Below are 24284 nucleotides of genomic sequence, written 5' to 3' on the forward strand. Positions count from 1 at the left end.
CTCAGGAGATCCGGGCCGTCTCGTCCTGGATGCGCAGGGCGACCTGCTTGAGCCGGTCCTCGTGGGCGCGCGCGTGGTGGGCGCAGAAGAGCAGCTCCCCACCGTTGTGCAGGGTGACGCGGTAGTAGGCCTGTGCTCCGCAGCGGTCGCAGCGATCCGCGGCGGTGAGCTCGCGGTCCTCGATCATCATGGTCTCCATGGCTTCCTCCTCGATGCCGACGGTACAACGTCGCGCCGACCGTTTCTCTTCCCGGGCCGGAGGGCCGGCCGCGCAGGCCGATTCCCGGGGGAGTGGACCGTTAGACTGTGCCGCTGTGACGACGCATTCGACGACCCCCCAGGCGAGCCGGGACTACGGGGCCCGCAACATCCTCGTCCTGGAGGGGCTCGAGGCGGTGCGCAAGCGGCCCGCCATGTACATCGGGTCGACCGACACCCGCGGCCTCATGCACTGTCTGTGGGAGATCTTCGACAACGGCGTCGACGAGGCCCTGGCCGGGTTCGGTCGTCGCATCGGCGTCACCCTGGAGGCTGACGGATCGATCCGCGTCGCCGACGAGGGCCGAGGCATCCCGGTCGACATCGAACCGCGTACCGGGCTGGCCGGCGTCGAGGTCGTCTACACCAAGCTCCACGCCGGCGGGAAGTTCGGCGGCGGAGCGTACAACGCCTCCGGTGGCCTCCACGGGGTCGGCGCCTCGGTCGTCAACGCCCTGTCCTCGCGCCTGGACGTCGAGGTCGACCGCAAGGGAACGACCTGGGCCATGAGCTTCCGGCGCGGGGTGCCCGGCGTCTTCGACGGGGAGGGACCGGATGCTCCCTTCGAGCCCCGGTCCGGGGTGCGCAAGGTGGGGCGCGCCGAGCGCGGCACGACCGGGACCCGTGTACGGTACTGGCCCGATCGCCAGATCTTCCTTCCCGACGCCGCCCTGTCCTGGTCCAAGCTCGTCGACCGCGCCCGCCAGACGGCCTTCCTCGTCCCCGGGCTGACGATCGAGGTGACCGACCTGCGGGGCGTGCAGACCGACCCGGAGACGGGGGAGCGGCTCGACCAGGTGACCGAGACGATGCGCTTCGACGGCGGCATCTCCGAGTTCGCCGACTTCCTGGCCGGCGACGAGCCGCTCACCGAGGTGCTACGCCTGCAGGGCTCGGACTCCTTCACCGAGACCGTCCCCATGCTCGACGAGACTGGCCGGATGACCCCGACCGACGTCGACCGCGACCTCGAGGTCGACATCGCCTTGCGCTGGGGCACGGGCTACGAGACGACGGTGCGGTCCTTCGTCAACATCATCGCCACCCCCAAGGGTGGCACCCATGTCCAGGGGTTCGAACAGGGCCTGCTCCGGGCCTTCACGGCGTCCCTCGACGGCACCCGGCTGCTCAAGAACTCCGAGGAGATCGTCAAGGACGACGTCCTCGAGGGACTCACCGCCGTCGTCACCGTCCGGCTGGCCGAGCCGCAGTTCGAGGGCCAGACCAAGGAGGTCCTCGGCACCCCGCCGGTACGACGTCTGGTGAGCCGGATCGTCGAGACCGAACTGTCGGACTTCCTCACCTCGAGCAAGGCGGCCGTCAAGCCGGTCGCCCGGGCTCTCCTGGAGAAGGTCGTCAATGCCTCCCGCACCCGGGTGGCGGCCCGTGCGCACAAGGAGAACCAGCGGCGCAAGAATGCCCTCGAGTCGTCCCACCTGCCGCCCAAGCTCAAGGACTGCCGGTCCTCGGACCCCGACCTCACCGAGCTCTTCATCGTCGAGGGTGACTCGGCCCTGGGCACCGCCAACGTCGCCCGCGACTCGGAGTACCAGGCCCTGCTGCCGATCCGGGGCAAGATCCTCAACGTCCAGAAGGCCGATCTCGGCGCCATGCTCAAGAACGCCGAGTGCGCCTCCATCATCCAGGTAGTCGGCGCCGGGTCGGGCAAGTCCTTCGACCTCGACCAGGCCCGCTACGGCAAGGTCATCTTCATGGCCGACGCCGACTCCGACGGGGCCCACATCCGCACCCTCCTGGCCACCCTCTTCTTCACCTACATGAGGCCGATGGTCGAGGCCGGCAGGGTCTACTCGGCCGTCCCCCCGCTGCACCGGTTCGAGCTCGTCAACCCCAAGCGGGGGATGGACAGGTACATCTACACGTACACCGACGCCGAGTACCAGCGCACCCTGGCCCAGCTCACCAAGAAGGGCGTCCGGTTCAAGGAGCCGCAGCGGTACAAGGGACTGGGCGAGATGGACGCCTCCCAGCTCAAGGAGACGACGATGGACCGCCGTCACCGGATGCTGCGGCGGATCACGGTGGACGACGTCACCGAGGCCGAGCAGACCTTCGAGATGCTCATGGGGCACGACGTGGCTCCCCGCAAGGAGTTCCTCGTCCAGGGGGCGTACCGACTCGACAGCCAGCAGATCGACGCCTGAGACGAAACCTCGCCGGCATGGTCTAGGTTCAGCACATGAGCACCGCACCGGCGCCCGCGCCAGAGCTGTCCGACCATCCACGCACCTCCGCCAGTCGGGTCCTCGCCTGGGCCATGTGGGACCCGGGCACCCAGCCCTTCGCCTCCGTCATCACGACCTTCGTCTTCAGCGTCTACATCGTCGGGTCGGCCTTCGGGCCGAAGGACCACACGAGCACCGCCCTGGCCTGGACGATGTCGGCGGCCGGCTTCGTCATCGCCCTCCTGGCGCCGGTCACCGGCCAGTGGGCCGATCGCAGTGGACGACGCATCGGCCTGCTCAAATGGCTCACCTGGGCGCTCGCGATCCTCTCGGGGTGCCTCTTCTTCGTCCAGGCCAAGGCCTCCTACCTCACCCTGGGCCTCGTCCTGCTGGGGATCGGCACGGTCGTCAGTGACGTCGGCAGCGCCCTGTACAACGGCCTGCTCGACGAGGTCACCGAGCCGCACAACGTCGGGCGGATCTCCGGTCTGGGCTGGGGCCTGGGCTATGTGGGCGGCATCGTCGCCCTGCTCGTCATCTACGTCGCCTGGATCAAGCCGAAGGTCGGACTCTTCGGTGTCACCTCGGCCAACGGGATGTCGATCCGCGTCGCCATGCTCTTCTGCGCCGCGTGGATCGTTCTGCTCACCCTGCCGACCTTCCTCATCCTCAAGGATCCGCCGCAGGACACGGGCCGGGTGGTCCCGCGGCTGGGACTGGCCGGGGCCTACGTCGAGTTGTGGCACTCGGTCGTGCGGATCTGGCGCTCGAGCCCGAACGTCATCATCTTCCTCGCCGCTTCGGCACTGTTCCGGGACGGTCTCAACGGCATCTTCCAGTTCGGCGGGGCGCTGGCCACCCAGACCTTCGACTTCACCAGCTCCCAGGTGCTCATCTTCGGCATCGCCGCGAACCTCGTCGCCGGGGTCTCGACGATGCTCATCGGTCTGCTCGACGACGCCCTGGGACCCAAGCGGGTCATCGTCGGGTCGCTGCTGCTCCTCACGGTCCTCGCTCTGGTCGTCTTCTGGTTGCACGACGGTTCGAAGACCGTCTTCTGGGTGGCCGGCCTGGGCATGTGTGCCTTCGTCGGCCCGGCCCAGTCGGCGTCACGCAGCTTCCTCACCCGCGTGACGCCGGCCGCCGAACAGGGCGAGGTCTTCGGTCTCTACGCCACCACCGGCAAGGCGGTGTCGTTCCTGGCGCCGTTCCTCTTCGGGCTGTTCGTCACCATCGGACACGCCGTCAACGGCACGGACGAGAACCAGTACTGGGGCATCCTCGGTATCGTCGTCGTCCTCGTCGCCGGACTCGTGGCCATGATTCCGGTCCGCAACCCCGATCCCGTGACGAGGTGACCGACCGGGACCGGGTCCCCGTGGTTCGGTCGGGTGACCGGCCCGGCCGGGAGCGGCTCGAGGTGGCTCAGTTCCAGGTCACCGTGGGCTTGTCCTTCGACAGGTCGACGCTCGCCTCGGCCGAGACGTACTTGTAGCCGGTGAGCTTCGACTGCCCCGAGGATCCCTTGGTGCCCATGGCCGCAATGGTGATCTTCTCGGAGATGTGTCCCTTGACGATGGACGATCCGCTCGACAGGCGCGGGGTCGCGGTGTCGATGGACGTCAGGCCGGACGAGTAGTGGATGGTTCCATCGGTGACCGTGTAGCCGTCCCGGCTCGTGCCGGTGAGGCTCCACGGACAGTTCGGGGGACTCACCTTCGTCGAGGCCAGGCAGGTCTTCATGGCGGAACGGACGGCGTCGCGCCAGGCCTGGGTGCCCTTGGTGGTGAGCTTGGCCGACAGCGCGGAGTAGCCCGAGCTGTAGCTCGTGGGCGACTTCACCGTGATCTGGTTCTTGCCGTCCCCGTAGGTGACGTAGTCATTGCCGCTGCTCAGGGTGTACACGCCGGGGAAGAGGGTGATGCGGGTGTCCGTCACCTCGACGCCGCCGACCTTGGCTCCCGAGGCCATCGACGACACGTAGACGTCGGCCGCGGCCTTGTCGAGGTGCCACGGCTCGGACGTGTCGGCGCGACGCAGCCGGACGCTGTCGGAGACGGACTGTCCGGCCACCCGGTACGACACGTTCGCCGTGGCCCGATAGTCGCTCTGCGACCCCGGGGTCACCTTGAGGTCGGTGATGGGGTTCTCCTTCTGGGCCGCCTTGAGCACCTCGGAGGTGAGGAGGGTACGGCTGGGCGGCTCGGCCGCCCCGAACGACAGCGCCTTGTCGGCGTCACCGGAGATGACCGCCTGGAAGTACGAGGTGACGGTCGCCACGGGATCGGTGCTCGTCCCGGCGGCCTGACCAGTGGCCTGGCTCGTGGCCTGTCCCGTCGTCGCGTCGGCCTCCTCGGTCTTGTCGGGCTTGAGAGCGATGACCGCGGCGACGATCGCGATGATGAGGACGAGTGCTCCGCCGCCGATGATGAACGGGAGAGCCGGCTGCTTCTTCCGGTTGCCCGGGTGGGTCTGCTGAGGCTGCCAGGCGCTGGCCTGGTTCTGCCAGGTCGACCCCTGAGCTCCCCAGGCTGGCTGGTCGGCGCCCTGCTGGCCGGGTTGACCGGTGGGGTTCCCAGCCCGGTATGGGCTCTGTGGATTCTGCTGGTTCGGGTTCTGCTGCTGGGGGGCCTGTGGGGACGAGGCCTGTTGGCCCCACACCTGCTCGGGGGTCGGCTGCTGACCCTGCGGCGTGGAACCACTGGGATTCCAGGACTGACCGTTGTCACGCGACGGGTCGCGCGGTGCCCATGGGCTGTCGCTCATGTGTGTTCCCTTCATGCTGGCTCACTCGTGACGGCGAAGATGCGTAGCGAGGATACAGACGTGAGGGTCACCGGCCGCCCCGACCGGGGGAGTCGTCTCAGGGGAGTCGTCTCAGAGGAGGTGCTCGAGCCGTCCGGTCGCGACGTCGTAGCGGAACCCGCCGACCTCGGCGTCGACGAGGGCGTCCCGCCGCAACAGCTCGACGTCGAACCTCAGGGCGGCGAGCTGGTCGGGGCTCGATCCGATCCGCATCCCGGACAGGTCCGTCCCGTCGGCCTCGAGCACCTTGGCGACGACGGCGGCGTCATCCCCCGACGCCATGGCACAGCGGGTGTGGGCGATGACGAGGACACGGTCGATGCCCAGCACATGGCTGCCGACGATGAGCCCGACGTGGGCGTCCGGGGTGACCCGACCCCCCGGGGTGCGCAGCACCTTGGCGTCGCCGAGCTCGAGCCCGAGCATGGCCAGGGGATCGAGTCGGCAGTCCATGCAGCACACGACGCCGACCCCCTTGGCGGCCCGTCCGGGCATCTCTGGGGTCGAGAAGGACTGCGCGTACCGGGCGTTGCCCGCCAGGAGATCATCGAAGGCCATGGCGGCAGGCTACGCCGTCCCGAGCGCCTCAGTCGCCGAAGAGATCGGGTTCCTCCTCGACCTGCCGGGCGGTGCGCCGGCGGCGTCGACGGGGAGCCGGGTCGGGGCCGACGGGGTCCTCCTGTGCCGAGGTGGCCTCCGGTGCGGGCAGCAGCGCGTCCTCGGGCAGGTCCTCGAGGGTCTCGACCACCGGTTCGGCCGGGGTGACCCGGTCCTCGGGCCCCGGGTCCTCGGGGGAGTCGGGGGTGGCCCCGGCCGCGTTGTCGGTCGTCGACCCACCGCGGGAGGAGACGGCGATGATGGGCTGGGACACCTGGTCGCCGGAGCCGTCGCGTCGACCGAGGATCGTCGGCAGGTCGACCGGTTCGCCGGACGCCGCGCAGGCGATCGCCGGTGCCGATCCGGCCCAGGCCAGGACGAGGGCCGACTCACCCTTGAGGAAGCGATGGCACCGCATGCCGCCGGTGCCGCGTCCCCTCGCCGGGTAGTCGGCGAAGGAACTCACCTTGACCGATCCGGACTCGGTGCCCAGGGCGTCCCGGCTCGATCCGGCGATCGTCACGAGGACGGCATCGGAGGCCGGCACGAGCCCGAACCAGATGGCCGGGTCGTCATTGCGGATACCTGTGACGCCCCCGCCGGCCCGTCCTTGGGGACGCACCGAGGACAGCGGGTAGTGCACCAGTGCCGCCCCCGAGGTGACGAAGCACAGTTCGCCGTCCTGCCCGTCCGTCTGGACGACGCCGACGACCTCGTCGCCCTCCTTGAGCCCGATGACCTCCCAGGAGTCCTTGGTGAGCAGCTCGGGGTTGACCCTCTTGACGACGCCGTCGCGGGTACCGATCGCCAGCGCCGGCCCCGCTGCATCGAGGGAGCACAGGGCCAGTGCGCGCTCTGCGGGTTCCAGGGCCACGAGCTCCGACAACCGGGTTCCCCCCGACAGACTCGGCGCCGAGGCAGTCGCCGGAAGGCTCACCAGGTCGATGGCCCGGGCCCGCACGAGGCGACCCCGGCTCGTGAGGACGCCGAACTCCCCGCGAGCGCTCGTCCGGGCACGGGAGACGACGACGTCATGGGCGGCGCGCGGCCCGGCGTCGGGCAGGTCCTCGGCCGTGTCGATGCGGGCCACCAGGCCGGTGGCCGACAGGAGCACCCAGCACGGGTCGTCGGGTACCTCGAGCGGGCCGCTGGCCGCGGCGCTCACCCCGGCCGATCCGAGGAGCACCGTTCGCCGCGGGGTGCCGAACTTCCTGGCGACCTCCGCGAGTTCGCGCCCGACGACCCGACGCAGCTCGTCGTCGTCGGTGGCGATGCGGGTGAGCTCGGCGATCCGCTCGACGAGCTCGTCGCGCTCGGACTCCAGCTCGATCCGCGAGAACTTCGTCAACCGACGCAGCTGCATGTCGAGGATGTAGTTGGCCTGGACCTCATCGAGCTCGAAGGCCTCCATGAGGCGGGTCCGGGCGGTAGCGGCGTCCTCGGAGGACCGGATGATGGCGATGACATCGTCGATGTCGACGATGGCCAGCAACAGGCCCTCGACGAGGTGCAGCCGATCGGTGGCCTTCTGGAGCTGGAATCGGGTGCGGCGCAGGGTGACCTCGAGTCGATGGTCGAGGTAGACCTGCAGCAGCTCGAGCAGCCCGAGGGTGCGCGGCTGGCCGTCGACGAGAGCGACGGCATTGATGGCGAAGGAGTCCTCGAGCTTGGTGAGGCGGTAGAGCCGCTCGAGCATGGCCTCGGGGTTGATGCCGTTCTTGACCTCGATGACCAGACGGGTGCCGTTCGTGAGATCGGTGAGGTCCTTGACGTCGGCGATCCCGGTGACCTTCTTGGACTGCACGAGGGTCTTGATCTGGTCGATGATCTTCTCGGGGCCGATCATGTACGGCAGCTCGGTGACGACGATCCCGCGGCGCCGCGGGCTCACCTGTTCGATGCGGGCGGTGGCGCGGATGCGGAAGGTGCCGCGTCCGGTGCGGTAGGCGTCGGCAATGCCGTCGAGGCCGATGATCTTGCCCCCGGTGGGCAGATCGGGGCCGGGGACGAACCTCATGACCTGGTCGAGGTCGGCGTCGGGGTGGGTGAGCAGGTGTCGCAGTGCGGCGACGACCTCGACGAGATTGTGCGGAGGGATGTTCGTCGCCATGCCGACGGCGATCCCCGAGGCGCCGTTGACGAGGAGGTTCGGGAAGGCGGCAGGCAGGACGGCGGGCTCGGTCTCCTTGCCGTCGTAATTGGGGACGAAGTCGACGGTGTCCTCGTCGAGCCCCTCGACCATGGCCAGGGCGGCCGGGGCCATCCGGCACTCGGTGTATCTCATGGCGGCCGGGCCGGCGTCGAGGGACCCGAAGTTCCCGTGCCCGTCGGCCAGCGGCAGACGCATCGCCCACGGTTGGGCCAACCGGACGAGGGCGTCGTAGATGGCGGCGTCGCCGTGCGGGTGCAGCTGACCCATGACCTGCCCGACGATGCGGGCCGACTTGACGTGCGGACGGTCGGGGCGCACCCCCATGTCGTCCATGGTGTAGAGGATGCGCCGCTGGACCGGTTTGAGGCCGTCGCGGGCATCCGGCAGGGCCCGGGAGTAGATGACGGAGTAGGCGTACTCGAGGAAACTGTTCTCCATCTCGCTGGAGACGTCCACGTCGATGATGTTCTCGGTGAAGTCCTCGTCAGCCGTGTGCTTGGCCATCGTTGCTCCTTCCCCGCGCACCCGGGTGGGGGCGACGACCCCCTATTGTGGCGGATCGACGCCGAGAATGCTTGCGCGGGCCAGGCGGGTCAGTCGCCGTCGAGGACCTCGGACAGCAGGGGCAGGAGCCGGTCCCCGTCCTCGGCACTCACCATCGGCGAGGCGTCCGGGGTCCACTGGGCCTTCCCCTTGTCCTCGAGGACGGTCATCGTGCCGTGCGCCAGGACCTGCTCGGTCATCGACAGCTCCCGGATGGCGATGGCTCGCACGTGACCGGGCTGGAGCTCGTCGAACTCCTGGTAGAGCCCGATGTCGCGCTGGCCGTCGTCGCCGACGAGGACCCACCGGATGGACGGGAAGTCACGGGCCAGCTCACGCAGCGCCAGCCTCTTGTGGTCGGTCCCGGAGCGGAACCAGCCGGTGTTCGTCGGACCCCAGTCGGTGAGCAGCAGGGGCCCCGCCGGGTAGCCGTGGCGGCGCAGGAAACGGGTGAGGAAGGGGTACGTCGTCCACGACCCCGTCGAGACGTACATGACGGGGGCGCCGGGGTGGTCGGCGAGCAGCTTCTGGTACATCCGCGCCATCCCGGGAATCGACTGCCGGGCCTGTTCGGTGAGGACGAAGGAGTTCCACGCGGCGATGAGCATGCGCGGCAGCGAGGTCGAGATGACCGTGTCGTCGATGTCCGAGACGATGCCGAAGGACTCGGCGGGGTCGACGACGAGCACCGGCGCCGTCCACTCCCGGCCGTCCTTGGTCCGCAGCAGGACGTCGTGCCAGCCGGGACCGAGTCCCTCGTTGCGCACCCGGACGTCGAGGTAGCCGACGCGGTCGGTGCGCAGGGTCATCCGGGATCCGGCCACCTCCAGCTCCACCTCGGTGTGCGGGGCCGGGACGGTGGCGAAGTTGCGCCACCCGCGGCGTGCCAGCAGGTGGGTCTCGTACCATCCGGCCGGGTCCTCGGCGATGCGTCGGGGTGCCATGATGACCCTGGCCAGGACGCGGATGTGGGTGTCGGAGCCGTACCCGCGGAAGGGCATGAGCACGGGGCTCCAGGCCTGCGCGGCGAGGACCTTGGTGAGACGCCGATTCATGGCGTCCTCCATCCGGGCGCCGATGAACGGGCGGTTCGACATGGTCATGACGATAGTCCACCGACGTCGAGCCCGTGTGTTGGAGCCCGGACTCCCGCCGTGGGACGATGGCCGGGTGAGTGCGCGATCCCTCCCCGGCCGGACGCCGCTGCCCCAGGCGGTCGTCGACGACATCCAGGCCTGCGGGTACTTCCCCGAGCTCGTCGTCGACGCCATCGAGTTGGCCTGCCAGGGCGAGGAGGTCCGCGACCACCTCATCCATCACGAGGCGACCTTCGAGGGCGACGAGATCCACCGACACCTCACCGTGCTCGTGCGGACCGACACCCGGGTGCTCATCAGCCACACCGACGACCAGACACAGCTGGGCCGGCTCCAGGCGGTCACCTCGACCGAGTCGATCCCGCTGCACCGTATCGGGACCGTCGCCCTCACCCGCGTCGTCTCCAACCCGGCCACCTTCGGCCAGCCGGGGCCCGAGCCCTCCGTCGACGTCGAGACCTGGCTGCAGATGGGATGGGGAGCCATCGGCCGGATCGAGCTCGAGCCCGCCGGTTGCGAGGACCCCACCTGTACCGCTGACCACGGCTACACCGGCACCCTGTCGAGCGATGACATCACCATTCGGATGAGCCCGGCCGCGGACGGTCCGGGCCAGGTGGAGCGTCTGGTCGGGTTCGCCACCGGACTGCAGGCCGTCACCGCACGCCCGGAGTTCGCGTCCCGGTGAGCCCCGATCTGCGCGAGCGGGCCGGGTGGCCCGAGGACCTCGTCCTGCCCGACCACGACGGACACACCCTGGCCGCCCTCCTGCCCGGTGTCGGTGGGCTGCTCACCGGAGGCGGTGGTCCCCACCTCGACCTGCCACGGGCCGAGCGCTACGTCGTCGTCCTCGTCGACGGGATGGGACGGCGTCTCCTCGACGACCACGAGTCCCTGGCCCCGCACCTGTCGCGGATGGAACGCAGCGACGTCCTCACCTGCGCCGTCCCCTCGACGACGGCGACCTCGCTCACCAGCCTGGGGACCGGTCTGGCGCCGGGAAGCCACGGCATCCTCGGGTACACCTTCCGGTCACCCGAGGGGGTGGTCATGAACGCCCTGAGCTGGGCGAACGGCGGAGTGCCCGAGCAGCTGCAGCCACGCCCGACGGCCTTCCAGGCCCTCGCCGCCGCGGGCATCGAGGTGACGAGCGTCGGACCGGCCAGGTTCGAGCGTTCCGGGCTCACCCGGGCCGGGCTGCGCGGACCCCGGTTCGTGCCGGTGCGGGACGAGGAGGACATCGACCTGCGCACCGACCTCGTCGCGCAGGCGGCGCGGACCGACGGGCCCTCGCTCACCTACGTCTACGAACGGTCCCTCGACCACGTCGGTCACGGACAGGGATGCCGCTCGGCGGCCTGGCGACGACAGCTGTCCTGGGTCGACGAGCTCGTCGAGGCCCTCGCCGAGTCCCTCGAGCCCGGCACGGCGCTCGTCGTCACCGCCGACCACGGCATGGTCGACGTCCCCCACGAGCGGTTCATCCTGGCAGAGGACGAGGCGGGACTGCTCGCCGACGTCGACGACCTGGCCGGTGAACCCCGGCTGCGTCAGGTGTACACCGCCCGGCCCGAGGACGTGGCGCGGCGGTGGCGGGCGACCCTGTCCGACCGCGCCGTCGTCCTCACCGCCGGCGAGGCGCTCGACGCCGGCCTGCTGGGGGACTGGGACCCGGCCATGCGGCCGCGCCTCGGCGACGTCCTGGCCCTCATGCGCCAGGACCACGCCGTCATGACCCGCCGGATGCCCCAGGAACTCGGCCTGGTGGGGATGCACGGGTCGCTCACTGCCGACGAGATGCTCATCCCGCTGAGACACGAGATCGTCGGGAGTCGCTGAGGTGGCCGAGCTCGTCTTCTACACCGGTCCGATGGACTCGGGGAAGTCCACCTTGGCTCTCCAGATCGACTGGACCCAGTCGGCCCACGACCGTCAAGGGGTGCGCTACACCACCCTCGACCGCTCCGGGCACCCTCGGATCACCTCCCGCATCGGGCTGAGTGCCGAGGCTGTCGAGGTGGCTGGGGTCGACCTCTACAAGGACGTCGTCGCGCGCCTCACCCGCGGCGGCCGGATCGACTACCTCATTTGCGACGAGGCCCAGTTCTACGCGCCCGAGCAGATCGACCAGCTCGCCCGGGTCGTCGACGAACTCGGGATCGACGTCTTCTGCTTCGGCATCCTTGCCGACTTCCGCACCGAGCTCTTCCCAGGGTCGAAACGTCTGGTCGAGCTGTGCGATCGACTCGACCGGCCTCCGGCGACCCCCTTGTGCTGGTGCGGGCGCCCGGCCACCCACAACGCCCGGGTCGTCGACGGGGTCATGGTGACCGAGGGCGACCAGGTCGTCGTCGGTGACACGGTGGGGGCACAGGTGCACTACGAGGTGCTGTGTCGGCGTCACCACTGGCACCGGGTCACGGTCGAGCAGTCGAGGGCGACCCTGTCCGAGCAGACGCTGCCCTTCGAGGAGTGAGGGGCCCTCGGGGGGTGAGGCCCGCTCCCGGGCGCAGCGGGTTGTCCGCGCCGGGGATCAGGCGTGCGGGGTCGGCCCGCCGAACATGATCTCGTCCCAGCTGGGGATCGACGCGCGCTGCTTGCGGCGACGCTTGCGCGGCTTGGCCGGGGCCTCCTCCTCGGAATCGACGAGGGCATCCTGGGTCGGTTCAGTGGGGGAGTCGTCGGAGGGCGTCCCGTCCTGCGCGACGGGCCCCTCCTCCGCGTCATCCCCGCTCGACGCCGGCGTGTCCTCCCGGGGACCGGGGTCGTCCTGCGCGACGGGAGTCGCCGTGTCGTTGTGCGTGACGGGAGTCGCCGTGTCGTCCTGCGCGACGGGTGTCGCGACGGGATCCTCGAGCCCCTCGTAGATGTTGACCGAATCCTCCTGGAACCCGGCGAGCATCTCGTAGAGCGCGTCCATCTGCCCCTGGCTCGTCGGGACGAAGTCGTAGACGCCGTCGGTCGCGGTCATCCCGGGAACCTCGGGCTCGGCGGGTGCGGACGTCGTCGTCGGACGGTCGGACCGCGGCTGCGGGGCGGCTGGACGTGTCGTCACGGCCCGAACGATGGCGAGCTCGTCATTGAGGTCGATGGTCGGCTCGAGATCCGGATCGGCGGAGGTCCGACGGGACTGCGGACGAGGCTTCGGGGCAGGCTGGCGGTCGTCGACGAGCCAGCGCGCCCCGGCGTCCTCCGGGCTGACGTGACGCCCGGCCATGTCGAAGCGGAAGGTGGCCTCGTGGTCGTCCGAGTCGGCGTCACCGGCGGGCCCCTGCGGGCCGCTCCACGTCGCGCACACCTGCCAGCTGCGGTCCTCGAGACGCCGACTGCGCCACCTCAGGGACTCCTCATCGAGTCCGTGGGCCTGGCAGACGCGCGAGACGAGGGTCGCCAGGGAACGCCTGGACGAGGGGTCCGCCTGGCGACGCACGGTGCTGGCCCTGGCCACCTCGACGACATGCTCCAACTCGGCGAGCACCGGGACGGCGAAGGGCTCCACCTGGTCGACGGGCACGCCGGCCTCCGTGGCAACGTCCTCGACCGGGACGCCGGCCCGGATCCGCGCCTGGATCTCACGCGGGCTGAGTGCGCTGTCCATCGTCCACCTCTCCCTCCCGGAGCAGGGTACCCGGGGCCACCAATCTAGCGGTACCGGGCGCGTGCCTTCGCGACTTGACAGCCGTGATACACATGGGGCCGAACATCGACCGGTACGGAAGGCAACCATGGCGACTGATTACGACGCCCCGCGCAAGTCGGACGAGGACGTCACCGAGGACTCCCTCGAGGAGCTCAAGAACCATCGCAACGAGCAGAACTCGGGCAAGGTCGACGAGGACGAGGTCGAGGCGGCCGAGGCCTTCGAGCTGCCTGGTGCCGACCTGTCGCACGAGGAACTGACGGTGCGGGTCCTGCCTCGTCAGTCCGGCGAGTTCACCTGCGCCTCGTGCTTCCTCGTCAAGGGACGCTCCCAACTGGCCGAGGAGAGGGACGGCAAGTTCTACTGCGTCGACTGCGTCTGAGACCGGGTCCTGCCAACTCGACGTCGAAGGGAGCCGTCCATGGTCGACCATGGACGGCTCCTGTGCTGTCGTCCGGGAGCCGGGCGGGCGGTCGGGCCGGATCAGTCGTCGGCGAGGGCGACCCTGAGTCCGGTGATGGGGTTGACCGAGCTGTACTTCATCCAGTGTCGGTTCGCCATCCGGTTGACGAGCAACTGCGACCCGGCGATCCCGATCCCACTGGCGAGGGCCCAGCTCACCGCCTTGACGGTCGAGACCTCGGGATCGTCCGGACGCGGCGGCTCGTCGTCGCCGGTGACGTACCGCCAGGCCCCCTCGACGGCCTTCTGGGCGACGAGGGTGGTGACCGCGCCGAGCACGCCGGCGTACACCTTCCACAGGATCTTCTCCGGAATCATGGCGCCAGTCTAGGGGTCGACGGGGTGCTCGGGGGAGGACTCCGTCGGCCGGCATCGGCTAGGTTGTGGGCGTGGAGTACCGGGAACGACTCGTCGTGCCACTGTGGTGGTGGCCGCTCGTGGGGTTCTTCGCCCTCTCCTTCGCCATCGCGCTCTTCGTCTACCTCCCGGTGGTCGTCGGCTCGACCGTCGCCATCGGTGTCCTCCTCTTCACCGCCGCCGCCCTCGTCGCCATGGGATCGGTACGGATCGGTGTCGACGAGCAGGCGCTCACCGCCGGCCACAGCCGGATCGAGTGGGCGTGGATCGACCGGGTGCGTGGCTGTGACGCCGAGACGATGCGGACCATCCTCCACTCCAGTCACCAGGTGGGCTCGTTCCTCGTCACCCGTCCGTGGATCTCGAGCGGTGTCGTCGTCCGCCTGGCCGACCCGGCCGACCCGCACCCGGCGTGGATCCTCTCCTCGCGCCACCCCGACGAGCTGGCCGCCGCCATCGCCCGTCATCTCGACCAGGAGCGCCCATGAGCCTCGACATCCCCGTCGTCCTCGAGGACGACGCCCCGGCCCCGCGCTACGCCCTGCCCGGGGACGCCGGCGCCGATCTCACCACCCGCGTCGACGTCGATCTCGCTCCGGGTGAGCGTCGGCTCGTCCCCACCGGGGTGCGGATCGCGCTCCCTGAGGGGTACGTCGGTCTGGTCAACCCCCGCTCGGGCCTGGCCGCCCGGCTCGGTCTGTCCATCGTCAACGCCCCCGGGACGATCGATTCCGGCTATCGCGGCGAGATCAAGGTGGCCCTCGTCAACACCGACCCGACGACGCCCATCCACCTCACCGCCGGCGACCGGATCGCCCAGCTCGTCGTCGTCCCCGTCGTCCGCGCCACCTTCGTGACCGTCGACCACCTCGACGACACCGAGCGTGGCCAGGGGGGTCACGGGTCCACCGGTGTCGGCGGGGACGACCGCCGGGCCCACTAGACTGCCTCACGTTGCCGTAGGAAGGATCGCAGCCGTGTTCGGTCGCAAGAAGAAGAACGACGTGGTCGACGAGGACCCGACGCCCGCCGACAGCACCGCTGTGGACGAGCACGAGGACACCACCGACGAGCCCGACGCGGCCGTCGACGAGCTTGACGAGGAGGCCGAGGAGGAGGCCGAGGAGGACGTCGTCGACGAGCTCTACCGCTCCAACATCGAGCGGCCCGACGGTCCCTTCGACCTGTCCGAGGTCGATCTCGACGCCGACGAGATCGAGCGGATGGACTTCGGATCGCTCATCCTCACCCCCTTCCCGAACATGCAGATGCAGATCCAGGTCGATCAGGAGTCCGGGGCGATCCAGTCGCTGCTCGTCATCCAGGGCAACTCCGCCCTCGAGGTCGCGCTCTTCGCCGCCCCCTCGCGTCAGCTCATGGTCGACGAGGTGCACCACGACATGATCGAGGGCACCACCTCCGAGGGGGGCGAGGCGAACGTCGGCCCCGGGCCGCTCGGCGCCGAACTGCGTCGTCTCGTACCCGTCAAGGGGCCGGACGGTCAGGACGGCTACCACGTCTCACGCACCTGGCTGGCCCAGGGGCCGCGCTGGCTGCTGCGCGGCGTCCTCATGGGCGAGTCGGCCCTCGGTGAGGACCTCGACCCCACCGGTCAGCTGCTCATGGAGTTCTTCTGCAACCTCGTCGTCCGCCGCGACGACTCCCCACGCGTGCCCGGCGACCTCATCGCGCTGCAGGTGCCGGCCGAGCTGCGGGCCGAGGAGTCGGAATGAGTCGGGAGCGCCCGGGGGTCCTGCGGCGTGTGCTGCACCGGGCGGTGGCCTCCGACGAGGCTCTCGAGGACGACGACCTGCGCCAGGGATCCCTCGACGCGGGCGCCACGACGATCGCCGACGCCACCTTGCGCACCCGCGTCCACCTGCGGGGCAGGGTCGACGTCCTCACCCTCAACCCACGCGGCAGCAACCGGTGGCTCGAGGCCGAACTGCGCGACGGGACGGGCGCCGTCACCTTGGTGTGGATGGGACGCCGGCAGATCAGGGGCATCCGGGCTGGCCGGATGCTCGCCGTCGACGGCCTGGTGTGCCTCGACGAGGGGCGTCGGGTCATCTACAACCCGAAGTACCAGCTGCTGCCGCAGTGACCGGCGCCCCCGGTGCGCTCCGTCGGGACGTGCACTCGTCCGGGGCGATCAGCGTGGGGCGAGCACCTCGACGAGGTCGGACTCGTAGTCCGGCGAGATGATGAAGAGCAACTCGTCACCGGCCTCCAGGGCGGCCTCGCGCTCGGGGGAGCGTCCCTGGCCGTCGCGGATGATGGCGGCCAGGACGGCGTCACCGGGCAACTGGATGTCGCGGATGCGGTCGCCGACCCGCGGGCTGTCGTCGGGCAGGGTGAGCTCGACGAGATTGGCCCGACCCTTCTGGAACGTGAAGAGTCGCACGAGTTCGCCGACCGTCACCGCCTCCTCGACGAGGGCCGCCATGAGCCGCGGCGTCGAGACGGCGACGTCGACCCCCCAGGCCTCGTCGAACATCCACTCGTTGCCCGGGTGATTGACCCGCGCCACCGTCCGCGGCACACCGAACTCCGTCTTGGCCAACAGGCAGTGCACGAGATTGACCTTGTCGTCGCCGGTGGCGCAGATCGACACGTCGCAGTGGTCGAGCCTGGCCTCCTCGAGGGTGTCGAGCTCACAGGCGTCGGCGCACAGCCACTCCGCCTCGGGAACGGTGTCGACCTTCATGGCGTGCGGGTTGCGGTCGATGAGGAGGATCTGGTGCCCGTGGGCGATGAGCTCGCGGGCGATGGATCGGCCGACGTTGCCGGCCCCGATGATGGCGATTCTCACGGATGCTCCTCGATTCAGCGCTTGACGGGCGGGGCGGCCAGGATCGACTCGACCTCGGCGACCCGGTCCACCTCGACGGCGGCGTAGACGATGTCGCCCTCCTGCAGCAGCGTGGTGGCGTCGGGGACCATGCCGGTGCCGAACCGCGTGAGGAAGGGCAGGGGAGTGCGCACCCGCTCCTGGATGGTCGTCACCTTCATGCCGACCCAGCCGGCATGGGTGTTGACGCGGATGAGTCTCGTCCGTCCCGACGGGTCGAGCCAGGCGGGCTCGGAGCCCTCGGGCATGAGGCTGCGCAACACCTGGTCGGCCGCCCATCGCACCGTCGCCACCGTCGGGATGCCGAGTCGCTCGTACACCTCGGCCCGACCCTGGTCGTAGATCCGGGCGACGACGTTCTCGATGCCGAACTCCTCGCGGACCACCCGGGCGGCCAGGACGTTCGAGTTGTCGCCGGAGGAGACGGCGGCGAAACCGTCGGCCTCCCGGATGCCGGCCTTCTCGAGCACCGACCGGTCGAACCCGACGCCCTTGACCGTCGTCCCCTTGAAATCGGGACCGAGACGGCGGAAGGCGTCGACGTCGAGGTCGATGACGGCGACGCTGTGACCCCTCTTCTCCAAGGACTTGGCCAGGCTGGCACCGACTCGTCCGCAGCCCATGATGACGATGTGCACGCGATCCTCCCGTGACGTGTTCGCAGCCATTCTGCCGTGATCCGCCCCCGGATGTCGCGCCGTCGTGGTCGAGGGTCCTCATCGCGAGGTGCCTCGACGACCGGAGGGAAGTAGAGTTTGCGCCCGTGAAGTTGTCGCAGGCCGTCAAGCGGGTGCTCATCGGGCGCAAGCTGGAGAGCAGCGCCCTGGGCGAGACCCTGCTGCCCAAGCGGATCGCCCTGCCCGTGTTCGCCTCGGACGCCCTGTCCTCGGTGGCCTACGCCCCCGACGAGGTGCTCATCACCCTGTCACTGGCCGGGGCCGCCGGGTTCGCCTTCTCGTGGAAGATCGGGATCGCGGTCGCCTGCGTCATGCTCGTCGTCGTCATGAGCTACCGCCAGACGGTGCACGCCTACCCCTCCGGCGGCGGGGACTACGAGGTGGCCACGCACAACCTCGGGCCGAACGCCGGTCTCGTCGTCGCCAGTGCCCTCCTCGTCGACTACGTCCTCACCGTTGCCGTGTCGGTGTCCTCGGGAGTCCAGAACGCCGAGGCGATGATCCCGGCCCTGGCCGGGCACGAGGGGATCACGGCGGCCGTCATCATCCTCATCCTCACCGGGCTCAATCTGCGGGGCGTCCGCGAGTCCGGGACCCTCTTCGCCATCCCCACCTATGCCTTCATGGTGTCGGTGGGGTGCATGGTCATCTGGGGTCTGACAAGGATCCTCATCCTGGGCGACGACCTTCGGGCGGCGACCGCCGACTACAGCGTCGTCGGCAACCCCAAGTACACCGGTCTCGTCGGGTTCGCGATGGTCGCCCTGCTCGCGCGGACCTTCTCCTCCGGCTGCGCTGCCCTCACCGGGGTCGAGGCCATCTCGAACGGCGTCCCCTCGTTCAAGGAGCCGAAGTCGCGCAATGCCGCCGCCACGCTGGCGCTCCTCGGCGGGATCGCGGTGTCGATGCTGCTGGGCATCATCGTCCTGTCCCGACTGACCGGGGTGCAGATGGCGGACGTGCCCGGCGGCTCGCACATGGTCGACACCGCCGGACACCTCGTCACCTCGCAGACGACCGTCGTCGGGCAGCTGGCTCGGGCGGTCTTCTACGACACCTTCCGCCCGGGCTTCTACATCATGATCATCTGCACGATGATCATCCTCTTCCTCGCCGCCAACACCGCCTTCAACGGTTTCCCGGTGCTCGGCTCGATCCTCGCCCGGGACGGCTACCTGCCTCGTCAGCTGCACACCCGCGGTGACCGTCTGGCCTATTCCAACGGCATCGTCACGCTGGCCTTCGGGGCCATCATCCTCGTCCTGGCGTTCAACGCCTCGGTGACCTCGCTCATCCAGCTCTACGTCGTCGGCGTCTTCATCTCGTTCACGGTGAGTCAGACCGGCATGCTGCGGCACTGGACCCGACGGCTGCGCACCGAGGTCAACGCGCCGAGCTCCGAGCGTCGGGTGTGGCGTCACTCGAGGATCATCAACGGCGTCGGGCTCGTCATGACCGGACTGGTGCTCATCGTCATCCTCGTCTCGAAGTTCATCCACGGGGCCTACCTGGCCCTCATCGCCATGGTGCTCGTCTACGCGCTCATGAGGGCCATCAAGCATCACTACGAGACGGTGAGCCGGGAGGTGGCCCTCAACGACTCCTCCGACCGTGCCCTGCCGTCGCGGGTGCACGCGGTCGTCATGGTGTCCGACCTCAACAAGCCGACGATGCGTGCCCTCCAGTTCGCCAAGGCGACGGTGCCGACGTTCCTCGAGGCCGACGTCGTCGACGTCGACCCCGACGTCACCGACCGGCTCCTCGCCGCCTGGGACGAGGAGGACATCGACGTCCCGCTCAAGGTCATCGCCTCCCCCTACCGGGAGGTCACCAACCCCTTCATCGAGCACATCCGGCGCATCCGCAGCGAGAACCCGCGCGACATGGTCGAGGTGTTCATCCCGGAGTACGTCGTCGGGCACTGGTGGGAGCAGGTCCTGCACAACCAGACCGCCCTCATCATCCGCACCCGCCTGCACTTCATGCCCGGCGTGCTCATCTCCTCGGTGCCCTACCAGTTGCGCAGCTCCGAGATCATCGAGGACCGCTGGCGCCGCGACGATCCACGATCCTGGCGGGACGCCGCGCGGTTCATCGCGCCACCCAAGAACTGACCCGGTCACCGCGCGTGACCACCGAGACCGACGAACCGAGACGAACGATGCCTGTGACCTTCACGACGACCCTGGGGCCGATCGCGTACGGGGGGTACTGCGTCGCCCGGCCCGGCGGACGGGTCGTCTTCGTCCGGGGCGGCCTGCCCGACGAGACGGTCCAGGTCGAGGTCACCGACGACACCCACGACTCCCACTGGTTCGGCCGGGTCATCGAGGTCATCGAGCCGAGCGAGCACCGGGTCGAGCCCCCCTGCCCCGTCGCCGGACGATGCGGCGGGTGCGACTTCCAGCACGTCGAGGTGTCCTTCCAGCGCGAGCTCAAGCGTCGGGTCGTCGCCGAGCAACTCGACCGGATCGCCGGGATCAGCTGGGACGGCGAGGTCGAGGAGGTGCCCGGCAGCCCCGATGCCCTGGGGTGGCGCACCCGGATGCAGTACCGGGTCGTCGACGGGACCCCCGCCCTGCGAGCCCACCGGTCCCATGACCTCGTCGTCGTCCCGACCGGGGGATGCCCGCTGGCGCATCCGGCCGGCCGGGCTGCTGCCGAGGCGGCCAGCCGGGGCGCCGAGGAGGCGGTGCTCGTCACGGTGGCCTCCGCCGCGACGGACGAACCCGAGGTGAGTGTCGTCGCCGACGGCCGACTCGTCGCCGGGACGACGCCCGTCACCGAGTCGGTGGGGGACCGCCGGTGGAAGGTCGGGGTCGACGGGTTCTGGCAGGTGCACCCGGCCGCCGCCGACACCCTCGGTCGTGCCGTGCTCGAGGGATTGGAGCCCCGGCCCGGCGAGTACGCCCTCGACCTCTACTGCGGGGTCGGGCTCTTCGCCGGGCTCATCGCCGACTCCGGTGCCCGGGTCCAAGGGGTCGAGATCTCGCGGCGGGCGGTGGCCCTGGCCCGGCGCAACGTTCCGGGCGCACGGTTCATGGCGGCCAGGGTCGACCGGGCGCTGACGAGGCTTCCTCGTCGGGCCAACCTCGTCGTCCTCGACCCGCCCCGCAAGGGCGCCGGACGCAAGGTCGTCGAGGCGGTGGTGGAACGGTCCCCGCGCGCCATCGCCCACGTCGCCTGCGACCCGGCGTCCCTGGCCCGCGACCTGGCCCTCTTCGCTGCCTCCGGATACGAGGCGACATCGATCCGCGCCTTCGACCTCTTCCCGATGACCCACCACATCGAGGCGGTCGCCCTCCTCGAGAGGACGGTCTGACAGTCGTGGGGCGGCCCCAACCCCAGTGCCCGCTGCGTCCGGGGGAGCCGTGCACCCTGTGCCAGCTCTTCGTCACCGGTCCCCAGGACTGCGGGTTGGTCTACCTCGTCATGGGCGATGACGACCTGCGTGACGAGCTCGTGCGCAAGCGGGCCGAGGCCCGGGCCCGGCAGGACGACGAGCTGGGACCGGACCCCCGCGCGGAGGGCCTGGACTGACGCCCGGCCGCCGATCGGCCCGACTCCGGGACCTTGGCGAGGCTCGCGTCGATGGTCGTCCGGGCAGCGGTGTCAGGAAATCCCCCGGAGCGGGACACTGTTCCCCCGGAGGGGAGGAAAGCCGCTGTGGCGGGATTCTCCTGACACCGTCCGCCGCTGCCATCGGCGTGGCGCACCTCGATGCTGTGATATCTTGACGTCAAGATAACTGTTCGGCGACATGCCGGCCCGGCTCGGGCCATGATGGGACCGTCCTGCGGCGATCCCGCGACAACAACCCACGACGAGACCTTGGAGTTCAACGCATGAGCATCAACAGCTTCGGCGCGAGGCGCACCCTCGACGTCGACGGCCAGTCCTACGAGATGTACGGCATCGACGCCGTACCGGGGTCCGACAGCCTTCCCTACAGCCTCAAGGTCCTCCTGGAGAACCTGCTGCGCACCGAGGACGGCGCCAACATCACCGCCGACCAGATCCGCGCCCTGGGTGCCTGGGAGGCCGACGCGCAGCCCTCCCACGAGATCCAGTTCACCCCGGCCCGGGTCATCATGCAGGACTTCACCGGGGTGCCCTGCATCGTCGACCTGGCTACCATGCGCGAGGCCGTGGCCGACCTGGGCGGAGACCCCAACAAGGTCAACCCGCTCTCGCCGGCCGAGATGGTCATCGACCACTCGGTCATCGTCGAGAAGTTCGGCACCGAGCAGGCCTTCGAGCTCAATCAGGAGATCGAGTACCAGCGCAACCGGGAGCGGTACCAGTTCCTGCGCTGGGGCCAGAGCGCCTTCGAGAACTTCCGCGTCGTCCCGCCGGGCACCGGCATCGTCCACCAGGTCAACATCGAGCACCTGGCACGGGTCACCTTCGTCCGTGACGCCGACGGGACCAAGGTCGCGTACCCCGACACCTGTGTCGGCACCGACTCGCACACCACCATGGTCAACGGCCTGGGCGTCGTCGGCTGGGGCGTCGGCGGCATCGAGGCCGAGGCCGCCATGCTCGGTCAGCCCGTGTCGATGCTCGTCCCGCGGGTCGTCGGCTTCAAGCTCTCGGGCAGGCTGCCGGACGGCGTCACCGCCACCGACCTCGTCCTCACCATCACCCAGATGCTGCGTGAGCACAAGGTCGTCGGCAAGTTCGTCGAGTTCTACGGTTCCGGCGTGGCCGCGGTCCCGCTGGCCAACCGCGCCACCCTGGGCAACATGAGCCCCGAGTACGGCTCGACCATCGCCGTCTTCCCGGTCGACGACGTCACCCTCGACTACCTGCGTCTCACCGGTCGCGACGAGCACCAGGTCAAGCTCATCGAGGCCTACACCAAGGCCCAGGGCATGTGGCACGACCCCGACCACGAACCGCGCTACAGCGAGTACCTCGAGCTCGACCTGTCGACCGTCAAGCCCTCGATCGCCGGGCCCAAGCGTCCCCAGGACCGCATCGAGCTGTCGAACGCCAAGGCCGCCTTCGAGGCCACGGTGCCGAGCTACACCACCAATCCCGACGCCGCCGTGCCGGTCACCCTGGCCGACGGGCGCTCCTTCGAGCTGCGCAACGGCGCCGTGACGGTGGCCGCCATCACCTCGTGCACCAACACCTCGAACCCCTCGGTCATGATCGCCGCGGGTCTCGTCGCCAGGAAGGCCCACGAGCTGGGCCTGGCCCCCAAGCCCTGGGTCAAGACCTCCCTGGCCCCGGGGTCCCAGGTCGTCACCGACTACTTCAACCGGGCCGGCCTCACCGAGCACCTCGACGCCATGGGCTTCGACCTCGTCGGGTACGGCTGCACGACGTGCATCGGCAACACCGGGCCCCTCATCCCCGAGGTCTCCCGGGCCGTCAACGACAACGACCTGGCCGTCACCGCCGTCCTGTCGGGCAACCGCAACTTCGAGGGCCGGATCAGCCCCGACGTCAAGATGAACTACCTGGCCTCCCCGCCGCTGGTCGTCGTCTACTCGATCGCCGGGACGATGGACATCGACCTCGAGCACGACCCGCTGGCCACGACCCCGGACGGCAAGGACGTGTACCTGCGCGACCTGTGGCCCTCGACCGAGGAGATCAACGAGATCGTCGGGTCCTCGATCTCGGCCCAGATGTACCAGGAGCGGTACGCCGACGTCTTCGACGGTGGCCCGCGCTGGAAGGAACTGCAGACCCCGGAAGGGGAGACCTTCGCCTGGGACCCCGACTCCACCTACGTGCGCAAGCTGCCGATCTTCGACGGTCTGGCCGCCCAGCCCGCGCCAGTGGCCGACATCACCGGCGCCCGGGTCCTGCTCAAGCTCGGCGACTCGGTGACGACCGACCACATCTCGCCGGCCGGATCGATCAAGGCCGACTCCCCGGCCGGCAAGTGGCTCTCGGAGCACGGGGTCGAGCGCAAGGACTTCAACTCCTACGGCTCCCGTCGCGGTAACCACGAGGTCATGATGCGCGGCACCTTCGCCAACATCCGCCTGCGCAACCAGCTGGCCCCGGGCACCGAGGGTGGCTTCACCCGCGACTTCACCAAGCCGGACGCCCCGGTGACGACGGTCTACGACGCCTCGGTCGACTATCGGGCGGCCGGCGTGCCCCTCGTCGTCCTCGGCGGCAAGGAGTACGGTTCCGGGTCCTCGCGCGACTGGGCCGCCAAGGGCACCATGCTGCTGGGCGTGCGCGCCGTCATCACCGAGAGCTACGAGCGGATCCACCGTTCCAACCTCATCGGCATGGGCGTCCTGCCGCTGCAGTTCCCCGAGGGCTCCAGCGCCGACTCCCTCGGCCTCACCGGTGAGGAGACCCTCGACATCACCGGGGTCGACGCCATCAACGAGACGATCCCGCCGACCGTCCACGTCACCGCGACGAAGAACGGCACGTCCATCGAGTTCGACGCCGTCGTGCGCATCGACACCCCAGGGGAGCGGGAGTACTACCTCAACGGTGGCATCCTCCAGTACGTCCTGCGTCGGATGGCGAAGTGATCTGAGGCACGAACGATTTCCAGGTCGACGGGGCCGCGCTCGGTGACGGGCGCGGCCCCGCTGCCATGGTCATGGCGGTGTGATCGCCCCCGACCGGCCGATCCGAGGGTGGGACCCGCCGTTGCTCGTCGGTGCACGGTGCAGGCG

General features: G+C 69.7%; 22 protein-coding genes and 1 pseudogene. 14 read left to right on the plus strand and 9 right to left on the minus strand.

Annotated elements, in window-relative coordinates:
• Position 1: 1 nt before the first annotated feature.
• Positions 2-199 (minus strand): DUF7455 domain-containing protein, encoded by a 198-nt coding sequence (locus tag E0E30_RS04955; RefSeq protein WP_130865347.1) that lies wholly within the window; start codon positions 197-199, stop codon positions 2-4.
• A 214-nt stretch (positions 200-413) separates the two neighbouring features.
• On the opposite strand from E0E30_RS04955, the gene E0E30_RS04960 reads away from it, so the two are divergent.
• Both E0E30_RS04960 and E0E30_RS04965 read left to right on the plus strand, forming a co-directional pair.
• On the plus strand, positions 414-2423 hold the full coding sequence (locus E0E30_RS04960; protein ID WP_245306652.1) for a DNA gyrase/topoisomerase IV subunit B: 2010 nt from the start codon (positions 414-416) through the stop codon (positions 2421-2423).
• Positions 2424-2458: 35 nt separating this feature from the next.
• The gene (locus E0E30_RS04965) at positions 2459-3802 is read left to right on the plus strand and encodes an MFS transporter (protein ID WP_130865348.1); all 1344 of its coding nucleotides are present in this window, start codon (positions 2459-2461) and stop codon (positions 3800-3802) included.
• 67 nt (positions 3803-3869) lie between these two features.
• Here E0E30_RS04965 and E0E30_RS04970 read toward each other — a convergent pair whose 3' ends face one another.
• The 4 genes and pseudogenes from E0E30_RS04970 to E0E30_RS04985 all read right to left on the minus strand — a co-directional run.
• Complete coding sequence (locus E0E30_RS04970) at positions 3870-5210, minus strand: hypothetical protein (RefSeq protein ID WP_130865349.1); 1341 nt, start codon at positions 5208-5210, stop codon at positions 3870-3872.
• Positions 5211-5321: 111 nt separating this feature from the next.
• Positions 5322-5807, minus strand: a complete 486-nt coding sequence (locus E0E30_RS04975; RefSeq protein ID WP_130865350.1) for a beta-class carbonic anhydrase — start codon at positions 5805-5807, stop codon at positions 5322-5324.
• Between the two features lie 28 nt (positions 5808-5835).
• Positions 5836-8502 carry a DNA gyrase/topoisomerase IV subunit A gene (locus E0E30_RS04980; protein WP_130865351.1) on the minus strand — a complete coding sequence of 889 codons (2667 nt, stop codon included), beginning with the start codon at positions 8500-8502 and terminating at the stop codon, positions 5836-5838.
• 76 nt (positions 8503-8578) lie between these two features.
• Positions 8579-9485: pseudogene (locus tag E0E30_RS04985) on the minus strand (App1 family protein); the annotation flags it as partial.
• A gap of 133 nt (positions 9486-9618) precedes the next feature.
• On the opposite strand from E0E30_RS04985, the gene E0E30_RS04990 reads away from it, so the two are divergent.
• The 3 genes from E0E30_RS04990 to E0E30_RS05000 are packed head-to-tail and all read left to right on the plus strand — an operon-like array spanning position 9619 to position 12114.
• Positions 9619-10326 carry a DUF5998 family protein gene (locus E0E30_RS04990; protein WP_411914016.1) on the plus strand — a complete coding sequence of 236 codons (708 nt, stop codon included), beginning with the start codon at positions 9619-9621 and terminating at the stop codon, positions 10324-10326.
• A 44-nt stretch (positions 10327-10370) separates the two neighbouring features.
• On the plus strand, positions 10371-11477 hold the full coding sequence (locus E0E30_RS04995) for an alkaline phosphatase family protein (RefSeq protein ID WP_411914017.1): 1107 nt from the start codon (positions 10371-10373) through the stop codon (positions 11475-11477).
• A gap of 1 nt (position 11478) precedes the next feature.
• A complete protein-coding gene (locus tag E0E30_RS05000; protein ID WP_130865353.1) occupies positions 11479-12114 on the plus strand; it encodes a thymidine kinase in 636 nt (211 codons plus the stop codon).
• A 57-nt stretch (positions 12115-12171) separates the two neighbouring features.
• Here E0E30_RS05000 and sepH read toward each other — a convergent pair whose 3' ends face one another.
• Positions 12172-13365: a septation protein SepH gene (sepH, locus tag E0E30_RS05005; RefSeq protein WP_280953259.1), complete on the minus strand. Its 1194-nt coding sequence runs from the start codon at positions 13363-13365 to the stop codon at positions 12172-12174.
• Here sepH and E0E30_RS05010 point away from each other — a divergent pair.
• Complete coding sequence (locus E0E30_RS05010) at positions 13364-13660, plus strand: DUF4193 domain-containing protein (protein WP_130865355.1); 297 nt, start codon at positions 13364-13366, stop codon at positions 13658-13660. The two genes, sepH and E0E30_RS05010, sit on opposite strands and share 2 nt — an antisense overlap.
• A gap of 101 nt (positions 13661-13761) precedes the next feature.
• Here the strand turns inward: E0E30_RS05010 and E0E30_RS05015 are convergent, their stop codons facing one another.
• Positions 13762-14058, minus strand: a complete 297-nt coding sequence (locus E0E30_RS05015; protein ID WP_130865356.1) for a DUF4235 domain-containing protein — start codon at positions 14056-14058, stop codon at positions 13762-13764.
• 71 nt (positions 14059-14129) lie between these two features.
• On the opposite strand from E0E30_RS05015, the gene E0E30_RS05020 reads away from it, so the two are divergent.
• Genes E0E30_RS05020 through E0E30_RS05035 form a run of 4 tightly spaced genes read left to right on the plus strand, consistent with a single transcriptional unit; the run spans position 14130 to position 16201 of the window.
• Entirely contained in the window at positions 14130-14585 is a 456-nt protein-coding gene (locus tag E0E30_RS05020; RefSeq protein WP_245306506.1) for a DUF3093 domain-containing protein, read from the plus strand.
• Positions 14582-15040 carry a dUTP diphosphatase gene (gene dut / locus E0E30_RS05025; RefSeq protein WP_130865358.1) on the plus strand — a complete coding sequence of 153 codons (459 nt, stop codon included), beginning with the start codon at positions 14582-14584 and terminating at the stop codon, positions 15038-15040. The genes E0E30_RS05020 and dut overlap by 4 nt, the downstream gene beginning before the upstream one ends.
• Before the next feature lie 34 nt (positions 15041-15074).
• On the plus strand, positions 15075-15830 hold the full coding sequence (locus E0E30_RS05030; protein ID WP_130865359.1) for a DUF3710 domain-containing protein: 756 nt from the start codon (positions 15075-15077) through the stop codon (positions 15828-15830).
• Entirely contained in the window at positions 15827-16201 is a 375-nt protein-coding gene (locus E0E30_RS05035) for an OB-fold nucleic acid binding domain-containing protein (RefSeq protein ID WP_130865360.1), read from the plus strand. The genes E0E30_RS05030 and E0E30_RS05035 overlap by 4 nt, the downstream gene beginning before the upstream one ends.
• 48 nt (positions 16202-16249) lie before the next feature.
• Here E0E30_RS05035 and E0E30_RS05040 read toward each other — a convergent pair whose 3' ends face one another.
• The gene (locus tag E0E30_RS05040) at positions 16250-16909 is read right to left on the minus strand and encodes a potassium channel family protein (protein ID WP_245306507.1); all 660 of its coding nucleotides are present in this window, start codon (positions 16907-16909) and stop codon (positions 16250-16252) included.
• Between the two features lie 14 nt (positions 16910-16923).
• Positions 16924-17616 (minus strand): potassium channel family protein, encoded by a 693-nt coding sequence (locus tag E0E30_RS05045; protein ID WP_130865361.1) that lies wholly within the window; start codon positions 17614-17616, stop codon positions 16924-16926.
• Between the two features lie 95 nt (positions 17617-17711).
• On the opposite strand from E0E30_RS05045, the gene E0E30_RS05050 reads away from it, so the two are divergent.
• The 4 genes from E0E30_RS05050 to acnA all read left to right on the plus strand — a co-directional run bounded on the left by E0E30_RS05050 (position 17712) and on the right by acnA (position 24137).
• A complete protein-coding gene (locus E0E30_RS05050) occupies positions 17712-19739 on the plus strand; it encodes an APC family permease (protein ID WP_130865362.1) in 2028 nt (675 codons plus the stop codon).
• Between the two features lie 47 nt (positions 19740-19786).
• Positions 19787-20947 (plus strand): class I SAM-dependent RNA methyltransferase, encoded by a 1161-nt coding sequence (locus tag E0E30_RS05055; protein ID WP_130865363.1) that lies wholly within the window; start codon positions 19787-19789, stop codon positions 20945-20947.
• A 5-nt stretch (positions 20948-20952) separates the two neighbouring features.
• Positions 20953-21165 carry a DUF6767 domain-containing protein gene (locus E0E30_RS05060; protein WP_130865364.1) on the plus strand — a complete coding sequence of 71 codons (213 nt, stop codon included), beginning with the start codon at positions 20953-20955 and terminating at the stop codon, positions 21163-21165.
• Between the two features lie 305 nt (positions 21166-21470).
• Entirely contained in the window at positions 21471-24137 is a 2667-nt protein-coding gene (gene acnA, locus E0E30_RS05065) for an aconitate hydratase AcnA (RefSeq protein ID WP_130865365.1), read from the plus strand.
• Positions 24138-24284: the final 147 nt, after the last annotated feature.

The sequence above is a fragment of the Acidipropionibacterium timonense genome, from assembly GCF_900605005.1.
GTDB classification, from domain to species: domain Bacteria; phylum Actinomycetota; class Actinomycetes; order Propionibacteriales; family Propionibacteriaceae; genus Cutibacterium; species Cutibacterium timonense.